Raw genomic sequence first — 18,540 nt, forward strand, 5'->3', positions numbered from 1 at the left:
GCAAGCGGCCTCAGCGGTAGCGCTTTTCGGTCACCTCAAAGGCCCCAAGCGCCAAATCCCGCCGGAACATCTCGTGGTCGCGGCGCAGCCGTTCCACGGCTTCCTCGGCAAAGCACAGGATATCGTCGATGAAGAGTTTCGCCGGTTCCATCGCCTGCAGGATCGCCGGCTCGATGTCGTAGTCGAGCTGGCCAAGATCGTCAGACCGCGCGTGGGCCTGCGCCAGTGCCCGCCCGCAGGCATAGGCGTAGCGCTTCCAAGCCTTCTTCGACAGATCATCCAGATCGGCATCGTTGCGGAAGGGCGCGCGCTCACGCGACATGAAACTCTCGCCCTCGATCTCGACATTGCCGTAGAAGACGTCGCCCTGCGCGAGATGCACCGACTGGCCGTGGGCGATCCGGTCGCCCTGGTCCCCGGCGTCGAAATCATGCGCTGGCACCAGCCCCTCGAGCGCCGAGCGTCGTGCCTTCTTGAACTCGATGATGATGTCGTCTCGGGCATCCCCGGAGGGCCCTTCGAGCAGCACGTAATAGCGTGGCAACCCCAGAGAGGCCGTGCCCTGCCCATGCCGCATCGCCACGTCCTTGACCTTGAGCGGGCCATGCCTCCCGCCCGCCTCAATGCCGTTCTGGCCGGCGAGGGCCTTGACCAGCTTCTGGAACTCATTGATGCGGCTGCTCACCGGGGTCAGTTCCGCGTTGGCTCGGAAGCCGCGGCCGGTCTCTTCAAGGTAGCGCTTGCCGAGCCAATGTTCGCGCGAACGCGCGGCCTTGCCGAAGAGCGGGCGGATGATCTCGGGGCAATTGTCCTCGCGCATCTCGACATGGAGCTCGGTGTTGTGCTCGGCAAAGAAGGCCATCCCTGAGCGGTATCCCTTGAGGAAGTGGCGAGCGATCTTGCGCTGCTTCTTGCGGCTGAGCCCACCCTCGACCTCGGCGGCGATCATGAACCCTGCGGCACCGCGCTTGAGATCCCAGACGAAGGGACCGTAGATCACGTCGTCGAAATCATTCACCCCGAAGATCGGCACATTGTCCGCATTGGGCATGATGCCAAAGTTGCCAGGGTGTACATCGCCGAGACAGAGCACGGTCGGCATGCGCGCATCCTCCCCCGCCATGTCGCGGTGAAAGAGCAGCGAGGTGCCTCGGAAGAACGAGAAAAAGGACGTCGACAATACGCGGAACTTCTCGTCAGCCCCCGCCGCCTTCTGGTCGATCCGCACCATGTGGTCCTCGATGATCGTGCTGCGCACGTGCAGCCGCCGTGCCTGGCCGGTCAGATCGCGAGGGCGGAACACCGCGGCCTCGGCATCGGCCCGGCGCGCGAGCCGGGCGTAGGCCTCGGTGCGATGGCGCATCTCGCCGACCGGCTCCGCCGCGCCCGACGTTGCGGCCTCCTCCGACGAGGTCTTCTTGCGCGCCTTCGCGGGCTCCTGCGGCTTGGTTTTCGGCGTCGTGCTCATCGTGTGCTCCGTGCGGCCTGGCTGACCTTCCAACCTGAAGCACGCCGCCCGGGTTCCGAGCCAATCGTCCGGCAGAGTTCCGCCGGAAAAAGATATTTCTCGAATGTATGATATCATTCCGGGTATTTCCGGTAACCTGATGCCGTTATCCCGTGCGAATTTCTTTCGAATCAAACGTTTTACCCAGTTGCCCGTTGCCGCAGCGCCCCTCGTCCGTCTCCGATCCAGCCGTATCAGCGCGCCGCTCCGGGACCGCTTCAAGGGTGCAAGATTTCAAGGGTGGACTATGTTGACTGCAGCCCGATCCGACCTTTCCTGCGCCGCCTGGGCGACCCGTTCCGCGCCGGCAGGAGTGTCGCCCGCCCCGGCAGACGCCCCACCCGGCGCGCAGCCGGGCCTCCGTCCTTTCGCTCCTCTCCAAGACTTTCGCCCCGCCGGGGTTCGCCGCGCTGCGACCGGCCCCCAAGGCAGACCCCGCGCAGCCCGCGCGCTTTCACGCAAGGAGACGACATCATGAGAAAATTCCACTTCCTCGCCGCCGCCGCGCTGGCCGCGCCGCCTGCCTGGGCGCAGGAGACCACCGGGACCACGACCGGAGACGCCATGGCCAGCGGCGGCAACGCGCTGGTGGGGCTGATCATCACCCTGATCATCGGCGCCATCGTCGGCTGGCTCGCCAGCGTCATCATGAAGGGCGGCGGATCGGGCCTGGTGATGGACATCATCCTCGGCATTGGCGGCGCGCTCCTTGCCGGCTGGCTGTTCCCGATGATCGGTGTCTCCTTCGGCGCCGGGCTTATCCCCTCGATCATCGCCGCGGTGATCGGCGCAATCATCCTCATTCTCATCGTCCGCCTCATCCGCGGCGCGGCGCGGTGAGACCAGAGGTCTCCCGCCCGCCGTGCGCGGGCGGGAGGGCAGCACGCCCAAGCCTCGGCCTTGGCGGCAGAGGCGGGTTCTTCGACACAATGGGAGACTGACCGACATGATCAACCTCGACAGATTTGCCAGGGCCACCTTCGGTCTTGCCGTTCTCGCGGCGCTCGGCGCCTGCGGCGGCTCGGAAGAGCCTACGGCCGGCATGCGCCCCGCGACCGAGGCCGAGTCGGCCTGCCTGCGCGACATTGCCAAGGCTGCCGGAACCACGGACATCGCGCTGATCAGCTCGGAGACCTCCGATGTCGGCACCATGGTGAAAGCCCGCGTCGGCGACGACCGCACGCATTGGGACTGCATCGCCTACCCCGATGGCAGCACCGGCGAGATCATGGCCGAACCACATATGACCGAGGGCTGACAGGGCCCCGCCGCGGCAGGGGTCGCCCCGCAGTCCGCGCCACGCGGGCCGCGCGGGCGCCCTGAGCCGGGCACTGCCCCGGCGCGTGGCGCTCGGGCTCTGCCGATCCGACCGACTCCTCCTTCGCGTGCGACGAGACCCCAACCTATTGATGCCCAACCGCCCGCCGCCCTTCCCGCGCTTGCCGCCCCCGCGCCGACGAGTTCCCACATGCTGACCCGCCGCAGCCTGCTGCGCGCCGGGGGTGCCGCGCTTGCGCTCGCCCCTGTAGCCCGGGCGCAGGAGCTGCCGCTGGCGATCGACCGCATGCTTCCCGGCGAGTTCACCTGGCACCCCGAACGCGCCCCGCGAGGCCCGGTGGCGGTGATCGTCTCGCTGCACGAGCAGCGGGTACACGTCTATCGCAACGGGCTGCGCATCGCCGTGTCGACCTGCACCTCGGGCATGCAGGGGCACGAAACCCCGACCGGCGTCTTCACCATCCTGCAAAAGGATGTCGACCACCGCTCCTCGCTCTACAATGACGCGCCCATGCCCAACATGCAGCGGCTCACCTGGGACGGTATCGCGCTGCATGCAGGCAACCTGCCGGGCTACCCGGCCTCGCATGGCTGCGTGCGCCTGCCGGAAGACTTCTCGAGGCGGCTTTTCGAGATCACCCATCTCGGCACGCCGGTCATCGTTTCGGGCCACAGCAGCGATCCGTGGGAGTTGATCCACCCCGGCTTCGTGCTGGCGCGACTGAGCGAGGCCGAGCTCGACAGCGCGGTGCGCGAGCTCGAGGTGCGCCGCCGCCCTGCGGACTGGCCAGAGGAGTGGGACCCGTCTGATCCGTTCCCGATCACCACCGCACTGGTCACCTCGCCCGACCGGCGCATCACCCTTCTGCGCGATGGACGCGAGGTGCTGACCGAGAGCTTCCTGCTCGAGGACGAGCGACCGCTTGGCGAGCACGTGCTGGTGTTGAGCGCCGCCGAGCAGGGCCGGCTGCGTTGGCTCGGCGTCACCCACCAGCCGGACCCGGAGCGCCCACTGCAGCCGGAAACGAGCATTCTTGATCGGCTCGTGCTGACCCCGGTCACCCGCGAGCGATTGCTGAGCTACGCCCACCCCGGGCTGACGCTGGTGATCTCCGACATCGCCGCCACCCCCGACCGCCGCTCTGAGCGCGGCTTCGTCATCATGCAGAGCGGGCTGCTGCGCTCGCCGGACCCAGAGGAAGCCTCACGGCCATGAGCCTCCCCCGCGCTTTGCTTGTCGCCCTGCCACTGGCCGCGCCGCTGCAGGCACAACCCACCCCGCCGCCGCAGAGTGCCTTCGTCTATGTCACCAGCGACGGCAGCCTGCGGATGCGCGGCGCCCCCTCGACCGAGGCGCCGGTGATCACCGAGCTCGACCCCGGCGCGCTCCTGCGCAACCTCGGGTGCGTCGAGGACCCGCAACCCTGGTGCCAGCTGCAGAGCCTCGACGGCGCCCGCGCCGGCTGGGTCGCGGCGGGTTATCTCGCGCCTTTCGCCGGGGCGGACCCGGCGGCGCTGAGCAGCCCCGCCGTGCCCGCGACCGAAACCGCGCAGCTCGAGCTGCGCGGCGGTCTCACCTACGGCACTTTGGCCGTGGGCGGCATTCTCGATCTGATCACCAGCGCGCCGTCGGACCAGGCGGTGACGCTCTCGCTCGAAGCGCCCGGCAACATCGGCTTTGCCGCCTTCGTGCGTCCCGCCACGCTGCTCGCCCGCGGCGACGCCGCAGCCCCGATCACCTTGGTCCTGCCCGAGGGCGGGGACCTTCTGATCCGCCTCGCCGACCGCAGCGGCGCAGGCGGCGACTGGCAGCTCCTGATCAGCCTCGACTGACCCACGCCGCCGTGAGGCCCTCGCCGAGGGTTGACGCAGCGACCTCCCTCGGAAAGGATCGGGCCTGACGTGCCCGCGCGCGCCAAGTCGTTTTTCCGCCTTAAATTTTTACTCCGGATCCAATTGCATGCTGCACCGACTCGCCCGCCTTCTGATGCCTCTCGCGCTGGCCCTGGGCGCGTCGTCCGCTCTCGCCCAGGACTACCTCGGCTCCGAGCGCTGCATCACCTGCCACGAGGCCGCCGGGGCAGCCTGGGAGGGCTCGCACCATGCGCTCGCCTGGACCGAACCAACCGCGGACACCATCCGCGCGAATTTCGACGGCACCCAGTTCACGCTCGGCGACATGCAGGCGCGCTTCAGTCTCAAGGAGGACGGCACGCCCCATGTCAGCGTCACCGAGCGAGACGGGGTGACCACCGAATACGACGTGCATTCGGTGATCGGCGTCGAGCCGCTGCAGCAATACATCCTCGAGACCGAGCCGGGCCGCCTGCAAAGTTTCGACGTGGTCTGGGACACCGAAAAGGGCGGTTGGTTCCACCTCTACCCGCAGCAGAACTACGTCCCGGGCGACGGACTGCACTGGACCGGCCCCTACAAGACCTGGAACAGCCGATGTGCCGCCTGCCATGCGACGGGCTTCGAGGCCAATTACGACCCGCAGGCCCGCAGCTTCGCCTCGACGCAGGTCGAGATCGGCGTCGGTTGCGAGGCCTGCCACGGCCCCGGTTCGGCTCATGTAGACTGGGCGGAAACCTACGAGACCACGCAGGAGGCGCCGCCCCCCGCACATGGGTTCACTGTCGACATGTCGCAGCCCGCGCAGATGATCGAACAGTGCGCCTCGTGTCATTCCCGGCGCGAACCCTATCTCGACGGCAACCCGGTGCCCGGCACGCCCTACCACGACACCTACAATCTTTCGCTGCTCCGCGAGGGCGCCTATGAGGCCGACGGGCAGATCCTCGACGAGGTCTATGTCTACGGCTCCTTCCTGCAATCGAAGATGTATGCCAAGGGCGTCAGCTGCTCGAACTGCCACCTGCCGCATGAGGCCGAGCTGATCGCCGAGGGCAATGCCGTCTGCGCCCAGTGCCACAGCCCGGCGGGCAACCCCGAGTTCCCCTCGCTGCCGCTCAAGGTCTTCGACGGGCCCGAGCACACGCACCACCCCGAGGGCTCGGCGGGCGCGGAGTGCAAGAACTGCCACATGGTCGAGCGCGTCTACATGGGCAACGACTGGCGGGCGGACCATTCCTTCCGCATCCCGCGCCCCGATCTGAACGCCGAGACCGGCGCCCCCGATGCCTGCACCACCTGCCACGAGGACCAGAGCCCCGAATGGGCCGCCGCCAAGCTCGAGGAGTGGTTCCCCGAAAGCACCCACCGCGGCCCGCATTTCGGCGAGGTGCTCGCCCATGGCCGCCGCGACCCCGCCCGCGCCGCGCCCGAGCTGCGCAGCCTCTCGCAGGACAGCGACATGGCCGGCATCGTGCGCGCCACGGCGATCTACCTGCTCGAGCAGGCGGGCGACCCCGCCGAGGCCGCGGCGCTGGAGTCGCTGCTCAGGGACCCTGACCCGCTGGTGCGCAGCGCCGCCGTCCGGCTGCAGCGCTCCGCCCCGGCCATGGAGCGCGCGCCGCGGATCATGCAATCGCTCTCGGACCCCTCGCGCTCGGTGCGCATGGCCGCGGCGCAATCGATGCTCGACGCGCAGATTGCCCATATGCCCGGCCGCTACGAACAGGCGCTGCGCGGCGCCTTTGACGAATGGCAGGCCTCGATGGCCAGCCGTCTCGATTTCCCGGAAACCCACTTGCAGATGGGCGGCATGGCCCTGGTGATGCGCAACTTGCCCGCCGCCGCCAATGCCTTTGCCGAGGCGACCCGGCTCGACCCGCAGCTCACCGACGCCTGGATCATGCAGGTCCGCATCGCCTTTGCCTCGGGCGACGAGACCCGCGGCCGTGCGCTGCTGAACGAGGCGCTGGAGAAGACCCCCGACAATATGACCCTGCAGATGATGCGCCGCGAGTTGACCGGCGAGGAGATGGACCTGATGCCCCCGCCCTCGGCCGACTAGGCGGACTAGGCGTCCCGTCGGGCAAAAGGGGGCTCCGCCCATGCCACTTTGCGGCTCTCCCCCGGGATATTTGGACCCAAGAGACAGGGCGGGCGCAAAGGCCGAAGGGGAGAGCGATGCCCGCCCCCTTCTCTTTCCAAATATGCCCGCCGGAGCCCGGCCTCAGCGCGCGAGCCAGCCGCCGTCGACGTTCAGCACCGCGCCCGTCACGTAGCGCGCCGCGCGGGAGCAGAGGTAAGCGGCGGTGCCGCCGATGTCCTCGGGATCGCCCCAGCGCCCGGCGGGGATGCGCTCGAGAATGGCCTTGGAGCGTTCCGCATCCGCGCGCAGCGCCTCGGTGTTGTTGGTGGCGATATAGCCCGGGGCGATGGCGTTGACGGTGATGCCATGCGGGGCCCATTCATTGGCAAGGATCTTGGTGATCCCCGCCACGCCATGTTTAGACGCGGTGTAGGCTGGCACCCGGATGCCGCCTTGGAAGGACAGCAGCGAGGCGATGTTAACCACTGCGCCCTCCTGTCCTGTCGCGATCAGCTCGCGGCCGAACGCCTGGCAGGTGAAGAAGAGCGCCTTCATGTTGACGTCGATCACCGCGTCCCAGTCTTCCTCGGAATACTTGATGCTGTCGGCGCGCCGGATGATCCCCGCATTGTTGACCAGCAGCGAATAGCCCGCGCCCTTGAACACCTCCTTGGCCGCCATCGGGTCGGCGAAATCGAGCAGCAGGCTCTCCGCCTTGCCGCCCGCCGCCTCGATGATCCCCACCGTCTCGTCGCAGGCGCGGCGCCCGGCGCAGGTGACCGAGGCCCCCTGCCCGGCAAGCGCCACGGCGATGGCCTGGCCGATGCCGGTGTTGGCACCTGTGACAAGCGCGCGCTTTCCCTCGAGCGAGAAGAGCCCGGACATCAGCGCAGATCCTTGGGCTGGATGAAGTCCATGTCGGTGTAATCGACGTTGTCGCCAGCCATCGCCCAGATGAAGGTGTACTTGCCGATGCCCGCGCCGGAGTGGATCGACCAGCTCGGGCTGACGACGCCTTCCTCGTTCGCGACGAAGAGATGCCGGGTCTCGTCGGGCTCGCCCATCAGATGCAGCACGCGGCTCTCCTCGTCCATGCCCCAGTAGAGATATGCCTCCATACGGCGGTCATGGATGTGGCTGGGGATGGTGTTCCAGACCGAGCCTTCCTCCAGCGAGGTATACCCGAGGATCAGCTGGCAGCTCTCCATCACCTGCGGGTGGATGAACTGCTTGATGGTGCGCTTGTTCGAGGTCTCTGGCGCGCCCATGGTCACCTCGACGCAATCGGCCAGGGTGATCAGCTTCGACGGGTAGCTCTTATGCGCCGGGCAGGACGTGATGTAGAAGCGCCCCGCGCCGGAGAAGGACACCGCGCCCGTGCCCATCCCGAGGTAAAGCACATCGCCTCGGCCCATCTCGTAGGTCTCGCCCCCGGCCTCCACAGTGCCCGCCTCGCCGATGTTGACGATACCCATCTCGCGGCGATCGAGAAAGCTCGGAGTCCGGGTCTCGTCCACCACGTCGAGCGTCAGCGTGCCGGCGCCGGGCACCGCGCCGCCCATGACGAAACGGTCGTAATGGGTGTAGACGAGCCGGATCTCGCCCTCGCGGAACATGCCCTGGGTAAGGAAGTGCTCGCGCAGCTCCTCGGTCCACATGTCGCGGGCCTGGGTCGGGTGGATGGCGTGGCGGGTTTCGACGGTCAGCATGTGCTCTCTCCCAGAATCTCTGCCTACGCGGCCGGGGCCGGTCAGGCTGTCGCGGCCAAGGAACCACGGATGGCCCTCGCCTTCAAGATGTTATCATACAACATTGCGAAGCGGTCAGATGTCCGGGCGCCGCCTTGCTCCCGGATCGCCAGCCTAGGCACTGCCGGCCATCTTCTTGAGATAATTGCGGGAAAACTCCCGCCTGTCGCCTCGCCAATGGGGTGGAAGACCGAGAGCGCGCGGCGATCTCCCCGCCACCGGACATGGACAGCCCCGAGGAAACCTGTATTATATGTATGACCAAGCCAGGAACAAGAAGACCAAGAACGTGACCGAGCAGAAAGTCAGGACGGCCCGCCCCTCGCGCGGCAGCGGCAAGACCCTCGTCGAGCAGGTGCGTGACCGCCTGCGCGCGCAGATCGAGAGCGGGCAATACGCCCCCGGCAGCCGCCTGCCGAGCGAGGCCAAGATGACCGAGGAGTTCGAGGTCAGCCGCACCGTGGTGCGCGAGGCGGTGGCGTCATTGCGCTACGACGGGCTGGTGGAGCCGCGGCAGGGCGCCGGGGTCTTCGTGCTCGACCAGCGCCCCGAGCTGGACCTGCCGTTCCAGAACATCGATTTCGTACGCATTTCCTCGATGATCGAGATGCTCGAACTGCGCACCGCCGTCGAGGTCGAGGCGGCGGGGCTCGCCGCCCTGCGCCGCTCGCCCGCGCAGGAAGAGCTGATCCTGCAGGCGCTGGCGGCGCTGCGTGCCAAGGCCGCATCAGGAGAGCCGACGGCGCCGGCGGATTTCGAGCTGCATCTCGCCATCGCCGATGCCACCAACAACCCGCGCTTTCGCGACTTCCTGTCGATGATCGGGGCAAGCCTGATCCCGCGCCACGCGCTGAGCGACGGCACCGATGCCGCCACCGCGACCTACCTGCAGGCCATCGACGCCGAGCACGAGGCCATCGTCAGCGCGATCATCGACGGCGACGAGGACGACGCACGGCGGGCCATGCGCCTGCATCTCAAGGGCGCGCAGTCACGCTACCGCAACCTGCTGCGCAAGTCCGGTCAATAGGCCCAACAGGAGGCTCTCATGAGCAATTTCCCCGTCGTCTTTCCCGACACCGGCGTCGCCCGGCAAGTGCTGGCCGACAGCCCCGAGCTGATGGTCGTCTCATTCCGCTTCGAGACCGGAGCCAAAGGCGCGATGCATCACCACCCGCATGTGCAGTCGACCTATTGCGAGAGCGGGCGCTTTACCTTCTTCCTCGGCGACGAGAGCTTCGAGGTGAAGCCGGGCGACAGCTTCGTCATCCCCTCCAATGCCAAGCACGGCTGCGAGTGCCATGACGCCGGGCGGCTGATCGACTGCTTCACCCCGCGCCGCGACGATTTCCTCTGAAACAGGCGCTCACGCCTGCCCCAGGGCCCGTGCCTGATCGGCCTCGTCCATGCCCATGACCTGCCCGTCCTGCGCGCGCTTCACCCTTTGCTGGTGGCCGCGCGGGCTGATGCCCATCTGCCGCTTGAAGGCCCGGCTGAAGTAATAAGGGTCGGCATAGCCGATCTCCTCGGCCACCTGCGACGGGCTCATGCCGCGCTCGAGCAACGACATGGCCCGCTCCATCCGGCAATACTCCTGGTACTGGCGCGGCGTACGCCCCAGCCGGTCGCGGAAGGCGCGATGGAAATAGTCGTCGTTGTAGGGGGCTGCCTCGACCGCCTGCGCCGCAACCTCGGGATCGAGCGGTGCGGTCGAGATTTGTGCCGCCGCCTTCATCACCGCCAGATCGATCGCCGCCGCCCCGTCAATCGGCACCGCCCCGCCCTGCCGCCAGCCCAGGAAGGCATCATCGATGAAGGCGATCAGAAAGACCATGAAGAGGTGGTGCTGCATCAGCGTCACCGAATTCGGCGGCGCGCTCTGTCGGTAGCTGCGAATGAGCGGCGCCAGCTCGTCCCAGCGTGACAGCCGCACCTTCCGCCGCAGGTCCATCTGCGCGATGAGGTCGGTGTCGCCGTAGATGCCGAGCGTGAAATGCTGCGCCAGCCCGGTGTAGAGATCCGCGCCCTCGTTCCAGCCGCAGAAGGCTTCGCCCCGCCGCAACAGCATCGCCTCGCCCGGCGCCAGCGGGAAGCGCTCCTTGCCCACGATGTACTCGCCGCGCCCCTCGAGCGCGATCACCAGGTCCTCGACCGGGTTTTCCTTCTCGATCCGCCAGAGCCTCGAGTGCTGCATGCGGATCGCCGAACGGGTCAGCGTCAAAGTCAGCGCGGAGGCGGGCACCCGGTCGAGAATTGAACCTCCGATTTCGTCCATCTTTTTCGCCATCTTGGTGAATTCAATCCACGCTCGCCATCTGTCATGAATTCATCATACAACTGTACAGGACCGCCTGTCACCCGCCAGCCCCGAGGAGGGGGCAAGCTGACGTCACGGGACGGGCGATTTCCGCACAGTTCGGGAGGACATATGCTTATTTCGCCGAAGTTGGCCGCCGTTTCGGCAGGTCGGGGCACGGGAGGCAGGCCATGACGCGCAAGCGCGCCCTGGGACTTGGCTACCTCGCGCCCTATATCATCGGACTTCTGGTCTTCACGATGATCCCCTTCGGGGCTTCGCTCTATCTCAGCTTCACCGACTACAACCTCATGTCGGCACCAAGATGGACGGGACTGGAGAACTACATCGATCTCTTCACCAAGGACCGGACGTTCAGACGGTCGCTGACGGTGACGCTCATCTATGTGTTCACCACGGTGCCGCTGAAGCTCGCCTTCGCGCTCTTCATCGCCTACATCCTCAACTACAAACTGAAGTTCATCAACTTCTTCCGCACCGCCTTTTACGTGCCGTCGATCCTTGGCGGGTCGATCGCCATCGCGGTGCTGTGGCGTTACATCTTCGCCTCCGAGGGGCTGGTGAACATGATGCTCACCGGGCTCGGCTTCGAGGCGGTGAACTGGTTCGGCGATCCGCAAAACGCGCTCTTCACCATCACGCTGCTGCGCTGCTGGCAATTCGGCTCGGCGATGGTGATCTTCCTCGCGGCGCTGCAGTCGATCGACAAGTCGCTCTACGAGGCCGCCGAGATCGACGGCGCGAGCAAGGCGCATTGCTTCCTGTTCATCACCATCCCGCTGATCACCCCGGTGATTTTCTTCAACCTGATCATGCAGATGGTCCAGGCATTCCAGGAGTTCAACGGCCCCTACATCATCACCCAGGGCGGCCCGCTGAAGTCCACTTACCTCCTGCCGATGTACATCTACGACGAGGCCTTCCGCCGCTTCGACATGGGCTATGCCTCGGCCATCGCCTGGGTGCTCTTCGTGATCATCATGGTGCTCACCCTCGCGGCCTTCTGGTCCTCGAAGAAGTGGGTCTACTACGCCGGCGACAAGCGGAGCTGAACATGACCGATATCTCTCACGCCTCCGATGTCCTTTCCGCCGGTGCCGACGGCCTCGCCGAAGCCCGCGCGGCCAACGCCCGGCAGATCCGCAACGCGAAAATCTCGGCCGCGGTGCGCTATGTCATCCTCTTCGGGGTTGGGCTCTTGATGCTCTACCCGCTGATCTGGCTGGTCGGCGCGTCGTTCAAGACCAACGCCGAGATCTTCGCCAACCCCGGCTTCATCCCGCAGGAGCCCACCGCCGAGGGCTATGTGAAGGGCTGGGAGACCTCGACCCCCTACACCTTCGGGCGGTTCTTCCTGAATTCCTTCCTGATCATCATCCCCAAGGTGATCGGCACGGCGATCAGCTGCACCATGGTGGCCTACGGCTTCGCCCGTTTCGACTTCCCGCTGAAGAAGCTGCTCTTCGGCTCGGTGATCGCCATCCTGCTACTGCCCAACGTGGTCACCCGCATCCCGCAGTACCTGCTGTTCCGCGATCTGGGCTGGCTCGATAGCTTCCTGCCGCTCTGGGTGCCCTCGGCCTTTGCCGGCGACGCCTTCTTCGTCTTCATGCTGGTGCAGTTCCTGCGCGCGATCCCCGGCGACATGGAAGAGGCGGCGCGGGTCGATGGCGCGAACAGCTGGCAGACGCTGGTGTTCATCGTGGTGCCGATGCTGGCCCCCGCGCTGATCTCGGTGTGCCTGTTCCAGTTCATGTGGACGATGAACGACTTCCTCGGCCCGCTCATCTACATCAGCTCGGTCGACAAGTATCCGGTCAGCCTGGCGCTGAAACTCTCGATCGACACGACCGAGGCGTTCGAATGGAACCGCATCCTGGCGATGTCGGTGCTCACCATCACGCCCGCGCTCATCGTGTTCTTCATGGCTCAGAAATACTTCATCGAAGGCCTCTCGGCCGGTGGGGTGAAAGGATAATCGCAATGGCACGTCTGCAACTCAGCAAGCTCGAAAAGGTCTATGGCGGCGCGTTCAAGGCGGTGCACGGGATCGACCTCGACGTGGAGGAAGGCGAATTCATGGTGCTGGTCGGCCCCTCGGGCTGCGCCAAGTCCACCACGCTGCGGATGATCGCCGGACTCGAGGAGGTGACCTCTGGCGAGATCCGCATCGGCGACCGCATCGTCAACGCCCTGCCCCCCGGCAAGCGCCGCATCGCCATGGTGTTCCAGAATTACGCGCTCTATCCGCACATGAAGGTACGCTCCAACCTCGCCTTCGGCCTGCGCCTCGCGCATGTGCCAAAAGCCGAGCGCGAAGCCGCGGTGCAGGAGGTCGCGCGCATCCTCGAGATTGAGCCGCTGCTCGACCGGCTGCCAAAGCAGCTCTCGGGCGGCCAAGCGCAGCGCGTGGCTTTGGGCCGCGCGCTTATCAAGAAGCCCGAGGTGTTCCTCTTCGACGAGCCGCTGTCGAACCTCGACGCCAAGCTGCGCGCCTCGATGCGGGTGCGGATCACCGACCTGCACAAGCGGCTGAAGGCCGAGGGGCGCCCGTCGACCGTGGTCTACGTCACCCACGACCAGACCGAGGCGATGACCATGGGCGACCGCATCTGCGTGATGAAAGACGGCCACATCATGCAGGTCGCCACCCCGAAAGAGCTGTACGACCGCCCCGCCAACCTCTTTGTCGCGGGCTTCATCGGCTCGCCCGAGATGAACGTGATCGACGGCGAGATCGAGGGCACCGACTTTCGCCTCGGCGGGCAGGTGATCGCGCTCGACGAGGCGGTGCTGAACCGGATGCAGTCGAAGCCGCAGGAGGCGGCGCTCGGAATCCGCCCGCAGCACATGAAGCTCTCGGCGGGCAACGGGCTGACCGCCCGCCTGCGCTCGGCCGAGTTCATGGGGCACGAGGTCTACCTGCATGCCGTGCTCGAGGGAAAGCAGATCACCACCGTCGCCGGTGCCGCGGAATATGACGCGCTCGACCGTTCCGACGAGCGCATCCGCCTGACGCCCGATCTTGCCCATGCGCATATCTTCGACCGCCAGAGCGGCGCGAACGTATCCCTGCCCCTCGCGGGCTGATCCGAAAACTTGGAGGAGGAGTTTTCAAAATGAAGTCAACGATCAAAAAGGCGCTGCTTGCAAGCGCACTGGTGCCCTGTTCGCTGTCATCTGCCACCAGTATGGCAAACGCCGCCGAGCTGCGGATGAGCTGGTGGGGGGGCGACTCGCGCCACGTCGCCACGCAAGCAGCGCTCAAGGCCTGCGGCGAAAAACACGGCCACAGCATCGCGCCCGAGTTCACTGGCTTCTCGGGCTACCTCGAGAAGCTCACCACCCAGATGGCCGGCGGCACCGAGGCCGACCTGATCCAGGTGAACTGGCCCTGGTTGCCGCTCTTCTCGCGCGATGGTACCGGCTTTGCGGACCTGAACGAGCTCGGCGCGGTGGATCTGTCGCAATATCCGCAGACCGACCTCGACGGCGTCACTGTCAAGGGCCACGTGCAGGGCATCCCGGTGTCGACCACCGGCCGTGTCTTCTTCTTCAACACCACCACGCTTGAAGAGGCCGGGCTGAGCGCGCCGACGACCTGGGAAGAATTCTTCGGCACCGCCGAGGCGCTGCGCGACAAGGAGGGCGAGGAGTACCGCCTGTTCAACGCCGTCTCGGAAAGCGCCCAGCTGCTGGTCTCGCTCGCGGTCACCCAAAAGACGGGCAAGGACCTCGTGGACCCGGAAACCAACCGCGTCGCATGGACCCCCGAAGAGCTGACCGAAGGGATCAACTTCTACCAGCGCATGGTCGACACCGGTGCCATCCAGTCGCGCCAGGACGAGGCCGCCGAGGGCAACGTGAAGCTCTACGAAAAGACCGCCTGGGCCGAGGGCAAGATCGCCGGCTCCTACGAGTGGGACAGCACCTACTTCAAGTTCTCCGATCCGCTGCAGGACGGAGAAGTGCTGGCCGCCGTGCCGATGGTGACCTTCGAGGACGCGGTGACCCAAGGCGTCTACCGCAAGCCGTCGATGCTCTTTGCCGTGTCGAAGAACTCCAAGAACCCCGAGGCCGCAGCCGAAATCCTCAACTGCCTGGTCAACGAGCCCGAGGGCATCGACGCGCTTGGCGACACCCGAGGCCTGCCGGCCTCGAAGGTAGCGCTGGAGCGGCTGCAAGCCGCCGGCCAGATCAAGCCCGAGCTGCTCGAGGCACATGAGATCATGATGGCCTCCGAAGGCCCTGCCGTGTCGCCGTTCAACGAGCACCCCGAGCTGCGCGCCACCTTCGTCGATACGCTCGAGGAATTCGCCTACGGCATGGTCAGCGCCGAGGAAGCCGCCGCGTACATCATCGAAGGCGCCAACGACGTGCTGAGCCAGTTCGACTGACCTCGGACCTGAGGTCTTCCAAGGGGGCGGCCCGCCACTCCGGGCCGCCCCGCATCCCCAAGACGAAAGTCCGCCCCATGACCCTCCGTTGCGCCGCGGTGACCCCGCGCATGGCCGTGCTTTGCCTCGCGCCGCCGCCCGCCCGCTTCACGCTCGACCCGGCCCGCCCCTGGCGCCTCAGCCGCAACGGCGAGACCGTCGCCGAGGGCATGGCGTCGCGCGTGGTGCTGCCGCTGGGCCCACTGGAGCCGGACAGCGATTATGCCTTCCACTGCGGCGGCGAGACCCTGAGCTTCACCACGGCCCCCTGCCCCGGCGCGCTGGATTTGACCGACTTCGGTGCCCGCGCGGGCCTGCCCGACACCGCCGAGGACGCCGCCGCGAACGCCGCCGCCTTCGCCCGCGCCATTGTCGCGCTGCCGAAGGGCGGTACGCTGATCGTCCCGCCCGGCCACTGGGTCTGCGCCCCGGTCGAGCTGCGCTCGGACATGATCCTGCACCTTTCCGAAGGCGCCACCCTTGTCGCCCCTTCCGACCGCAGCGGCTGGCCGATCCTGCCCGCCCGCAACCCCGACGGCACCATGCTCGGCTCCTGGGAAGGGCTGCCCGAACCCTGCTTCCGCGCACCGCTGCACGCCATACGCACGCGCAACCTGACCATCGAGGGTCTCGGCACGCTCGACGGCGGCGGCGACCGCGGCGACTGGTGGACCTGGGCCAAGGAAACGCGCGAGGGCGCCCGCCGCCCGCGCGGGCTGCATCTCATCGACGCCGAGGCCACCCGCCTCATCGGCTTCACCATCCGCAACGCGCCAAGCTGGACCATCCACCCGCAGGGCTGCCACGATCTCTTTGCCGCCTGCCTGACCATTCAGGCGCCGCACGACAGCCCCAACACCGACGGCTTCGATCCCGACATGTGCGAGGACGTTACCATCCTCGGCACGCATTTCTCGGTCGGCGACGACTGCATCGCGATCAAGGCGGGCAAGCGCGGCGACAAGGGCGAGGCGGACCACCTGCGCCCCACCCGCCGCATCACCGTTCAGCATTGCCTGATGGAGCGGGGCCACGGCGGCTGCGTCATCGGCTCGGAGATGTCGGGCAGCGTCACCGACGTGACCGTGTGCGATTGCGAGATGGTCGGCACCGATCGCGGGCTGCGGCTGAAGACCCGGCGTGGCCGTGGCGGCGAGATTGCCCGCATCTTCATGCGCAACGTGACCATGGACGGGGTGCTCACCGCCTTTTCAGCCAACGCCCATTACTTCTGCGACCACGACGGCCATGCGGACTGGGTGCAGTCCCGCGCGCCCGCCGCGGTCAGCCAACTGACGCCGCGCATCGGCCAGATCACCGTCGAGGATGTCGAGGTGCGCAGCCTGGCCCATGCGCTCGGCGCCTTCCTCGGCCTGCCAGAGGCCCCGATCGGCCCGATCCGGCTCTCGAAGGTCACCTTGGTCTCGCTTGATCCCGGCGCGCGCCCCGAGCCGCCGCTCATGGCCGATGGCGTGCGCGCCCTGCGCCACGCGGGCGTGCGCGCCGAACACGCCACGGTCGTTGGAGATCTGTCTGCCGACGCCGCCCCGCTCAGCACCGACGACGTCCTCAACCGGAGCCTCGCCCAGCCATGACCCTTCCCGATGTCCTGGAGTATTTCGACGCCTTCGCGGCCCGCTACAGCCATTACAAGGCCGGCAGCTGGTGCTACGAGGACGGCTGCGTCTACCGTGGCCTCGCCTTGCTGCACGAGGCCACCGGCGAGGCGCGCTGGTGGGATCACCTCAGACGCCTGACAGATGCGCAGATCGCCCCCGACGGCACGCTGGCGGGCTACCGGATCGACGAGTTCAACATCGACCACATCCTTGCCGGGCGCTGTCTCTTCCACCTCGCCGACGAGACCGGGGATCCGCGCTACATGGCAGCCGCCGGGCATCTCGCCGAGCAGCTCTCACGCCACCCGCGCACCGCAGCAGGCAACTACTGGCACAAGCAGCGCTACCCGCAGCAGGTCTGGCTCGACGGGCTCTACATGGGCCTGCCCTTCCAGATCGAATACGGGATACGCCAGGCGCAACCCGCGCTGGTCGAGGATGCGCTGGCGCAGCTTGCGCGCGCGCTCGAGCTGACCCGCGGCCCGGCGGGGCTTTACGTGCATGGCTACGACGCGGCAAGGGCGCAGGACTGGGCCGATCCCGAGACCGGCAAGTCGGCGGCGGTCTGGGCGCGCGCGGTGGGCTGGCTTGCCATGGCCTTGGTCGACATCTCGGCGCTGGTTCCCGAGCGCGCGCCGAAGCGCCAGACCCTCGATTTGCTGAACTCCGTCGTGCGCCAGCAAGCCGCGTCCGGTCTCTGGCCGCAGGTGCTCGACGCGCCGGACCTGCCGGGCAACTACGAGGAAAGCTCGGCCTCGGCCATGTTCGCCTACGCGCTGATGCGCGGCACCGAGCTCGGTCTGGGCGAATGGTTCGACGCCGGGCAACGCGCCCATGATGCGTTGATCGACTCCCGGCTGGAGACGGAAGGCGGCGTGACTCGGCTCACCGGTATCTGCCACGTGGCGGGGCTCGGCGGCTTCGATGGCAAGATGCGCGATGGCTCGCGCGAGTATTACCTCAGCGAGGAGATTGTCGAGGATGATGCCAAGGGCGTCGGCCCGCTGATGATGGCGGCGGCGCAGCGGCTCACCGCCCGCGCGCCCGCCTGACGGGTCAGATAGCCAGCAGCGCGCGCACCGGTTCTGCCAATGCCGCGCCGATCGCGCGGGTGTTCGCCGCGTCGAGGTGGATGCCATCCACCGGCGAGGCCTGCGCGACGGTTCCTGCATCGAAGACGGCCACGCCCATCTCTTCTGCCAGCGCCGCGTAGAGCGGGGCGAAGAGCGCCGATTGCTCGGCACGGATGGGGCTGTCGGAGGCGCCCTGCGCAGGCGCGGTGCAAAGCGGCGGCGCGACGATCAGCACCTTCGGCACCGCGCTGGCGGGCGTGTAGGGAAAGCCCCGCACCAGCTGGATCAGTCGGCGCATCCCCTGCTGTGCGCTGATCGCCATCCCGCCGAACTTCGGCTTGAGATCGTTTGTACCCAGCAAGATTATCACTGCATCGAGCGGCATATGCGCCGCCAGCGCCACCGGCAGCGTGCGCGTGGCGTTGCGGTCACAGGGCGCGGCGTGATCGTCGAAGGAGGTGGTGCGCCCGCCGACCCCGTCGGCCAGCACCGTGACACCAGGAAGCGCCTCGGCCAGCACCGAGGGCCAGAGATCGGCAATCGCGTGGCGCTGCGCGCCATTGGCGGCGTCGTGCCCCCAGGTGAGGCTGTCGCCATAGCAAAGTATCCGGGCCATGCTGTC

18 protein-coding genes are annotated in these 18,540 nt (G+C 67.1%); 13 read left to right on the forward strand and 5 right to left on the reverse strand.

The features are described from left to right. Positions 1-10: 10 nt before the first annotated feature. Complete coding sequence (locus tag G0D83_RS08180) at positions 11-1,468, reverse strand: DUF2252 domain-containing protein (RefSeq protein WP_108965040.1); 1,458 nt, start codon at positions 1,466-1,468, stop codon at positions 11-13. Between the two features lie 513 nt (positions 1,469-1,981). On the opposite strand from G0D83_RS08180, the gene G0D83_RS08185 reads away from it, so the two are divergent. The 5 genes from G0D83_RS08185 to G0D83_RS08205 all read left to right on the forward strand — a co-directional run bounded on the left by G0D83_RS08185 (position 1,982) and on the right by G0D83_RS08205 (position 6,704). Next, positions 1,982-2,347, forward strand: a complete 366-nt coding sequence (locus tag G0D83_RS08185; protein WP_235940276.1) for a GlsB/YeaQ/YmgE family stress response membrane protein — start codon at positions 1,982-1,984, stop codon at positions 2,345-2,347. Positions 2,348-2,453: 106 nt separating this feature from the next. Continuing rightward, positions 2,454-2,765: a hypothetical protein gene (locus G0D83_RS08190; protein ID WP_164191881.1), complete on the forward strand. Its 312-nt coding sequence runs from the start codon at positions 2,454-2,456 to the stop codon at positions 2,763-2,765. A gap of 210 nt (positions 2,766-2,975) precedes the next feature. Further along, entirely contained in the window at positions 2,976-4,001 is a 1,026-nt protein-coding gene (locus tag G0D83_RS08195) for a L,D-transpeptidase (RefSeq protein WP_164191884.1), read from the forward strand. Further along, positions 3,998-4,618 carry an SH3 domain-containing protein gene (locus G0D83_RS08200; RefSeq protein ID WP_164191887.1) on the forward strand — a complete coding sequence of 207 codons (621 nt, stop codon included), beginning with the start codon at positions 3,998-4,000 and terminating at the stop codon, positions 4,616-4,618. The genes G0D83_RS08195 and G0D83_RS08200 overlap by 4 nt, the downstream gene beginning before the upstream one ends. A gap of 127 nt (positions 4,619-4,745) precedes the next feature. Then, positions 4,746-6,704 (forward strand): multiheme c-type cytochrome, encoded by a 1,959-nt coding sequence (locus tag G0D83_RS08205; RefSeq protein WP_235940277.1) that lies wholly within the window; start codon positions 4,746-4,748, stop codon positions 6,702-6,704. Positions 6,705-6,866: 162 nt separating this feature from the next. Here the strand turns inward: G0D83_RS08205 and kduD are convergent, their stop codons facing one another. Both kduD and kduI read right to left on the reverse strand, forming a co-directional pair. Continuing rightward, positions 6,867-7,610 (reverse strand): 2-dehydro-3-deoxy-D-gluconate 5-dehydrogenase KduD, encoded by a 744-nt coding sequence (gene kduD / locus G0D83_RS08210; protein WP_164191889.1) that lies wholly within the window; start codon positions 7,608-7,610, stop codon positions 6,867-6,869. Then, complete coding sequence (gene kduI, locus G0D83_RS08215; RefSeq protein ID WP_164191891.1) at positions 7,610-8,434, reverse strand: 5-dehydro-4-deoxy-D-glucuronate isomerase; 825 nt, start codon at positions 8,432-8,434, stop codon at positions 7,610-7,612. Before kduI ends, kduD begins: the two co-directional genes overlap by 1 nt. A 292-nt stretch (positions 8,435-8,726) precedes the next feature. Between kduI and G0D83_RS08220 the strand changes: the two genes are divergently transcribed. Together G0D83_RS08220 and G0D83_RS08225 are read left to right on the forward strand one after the other, a co-directional pair. Next, a complete protein-coding gene (locus G0D83_RS08220) occupies positions 8,727-9,503 on the forward strand; it encodes a FadR/GntR family transcriptional regulator (protein WP_108965033.1) in 777 nt (258 codons plus the stop codon). Between the two features lie 18 nt (positions 9,504-9,521). Further along, entirely contained in the window at positions 9,522-9,830 is a 309-nt protein-coding gene (locus G0D83_RS08225) for a cupin domain-containing protein (RefSeq protein WP_095880583.1), read from the forward strand. 9 nt (positions 9,831-9,839) lie between these two features. Here the strand turns inward: G0D83_RS08225 and G0D83_RS08230 are convergent, their stop codons facing one another. Further along, positions 9,840-10,748, reverse strand: a complete 909-nt coding sequence (locus G0D83_RS08230) for an AraC family transcriptional regulator (protein ID WP_164191893.1) — start codon at positions 10,746-10,748, stop codon at positions 9,840-9,842. A 212-nt stretch (positions 10,749-10,960) separates the two neighbouring features. On the opposite strand from G0D83_RS08230, the gene G0D83_RS08235 reads away from it, so the two are divergent. The 6 genes from G0D83_RS08235 (at position 10,961) to G0D83_RS08260 (ending at position 17,897) form a co-directional block, all read left to right on the forward strand. After that, the gene (locus tag G0D83_RS08235; RefSeq protein ID WP_164191895.1) at positions 10,961-11,842 is read left to right on the forward strand and encodes a carbohydrate ABC transporter permease; all 882 of its coding nucleotides are present in this window, start codon (positions 10,961-10,963) and stop codon (positions 11,840-11,842) included. Between the two features lie 2 nt (positions 11,843-11,844). Next, on the forward strand, positions 11,845-12,768 hold the full coding sequence (locus G0D83_RS08240) for a carbohydrate ABC transporter permease (RefSeq protein WP_164191897.1): 924 nt from the start codon (positions 11,845-11,847) through the stop codon (positions 12,766-12,768). A 5-nt stretch (positions 12,769-12,773) separates the two neighbouring features. Then, positions 12,774-13,880, forward strand: a complete 1,107-nt coding sequence (locus G0D83_RS08245; protein WP_164191900.1) for an ABC transporter ATP-binding protein — start codon at positions 12,774-12,776, stop codon at positions 13,878-13,880. Between the two features lie 29 nt (positions 13,881-13,909). After that, the gene (locus G0D83_RS08250; RefSeq protein WP_164191903.1) at positions 13,910-15,187 is read left to right on the forward strand and encodes an ABC transporter substrate-binding protein; all 1,278 of its coding nucleotides are present in this window, start codon (positions 13,910-13,912) and stop codon (positions 15,185-15,187) included. A 77-nt stretch (positions 15,188-15,264) separates the two neighbouring features. Further along, positions 15,265-16,821, forward strand: a complete 1,557-nt coding sequence (locus G0D83_RS08255) for a glycoside hydrolase family 28 protein (RefSeq protein WP_164191905.1) — start codon at positions 15,265-15,267, stop codon at positions 16,819-16,821. Next, positions 16,818-17,897: a glycoside hydrolase family 105 protein gene (locus G0D83_RS08260; RefSeq protein WP_164191908.1), complete on the forward strand. Its 1,080-nt coding sequence runs from the start codon at positions 16,818-16,820 to the stop codon at positions 17,895-17,897. Before G0D83_RS08255 ends, G0D83_RS08260 begins: the two co-directional genes overlap by 4 nt. A gap of 4 nt (positions 17,898-17,901) precedes the next feature. Here the strand turns inward: G0D83_RS08260 and G0D83_RS08265 are convergent, their stop codons facing one another. Further along, the gene (locus tag G0D83_RS08265) at positions 17,902-18,534 is read right to left on the reverse strand and encodes an SGNH/GDSL hydrolase family protein (protein WP_164191911.1); all 633 of its coding nucleotides are present in this window, start codon (positions 18,532-18,534) and stop codon (positions 17,902-17,904) included. Positions 18,535-18,540: the final 6 nt, after the last annotated feature.

This window comes from Salipiger sp. PrR003 (assembly GCF_010500785.1).
GTDB classification, from domain to species: Bacteria; Pseudomonadota; Alphaproteobacteria; order Rhodobacterales; family Rhodobacteraceae; genus Salipiger; species Salipiger pacificus_A.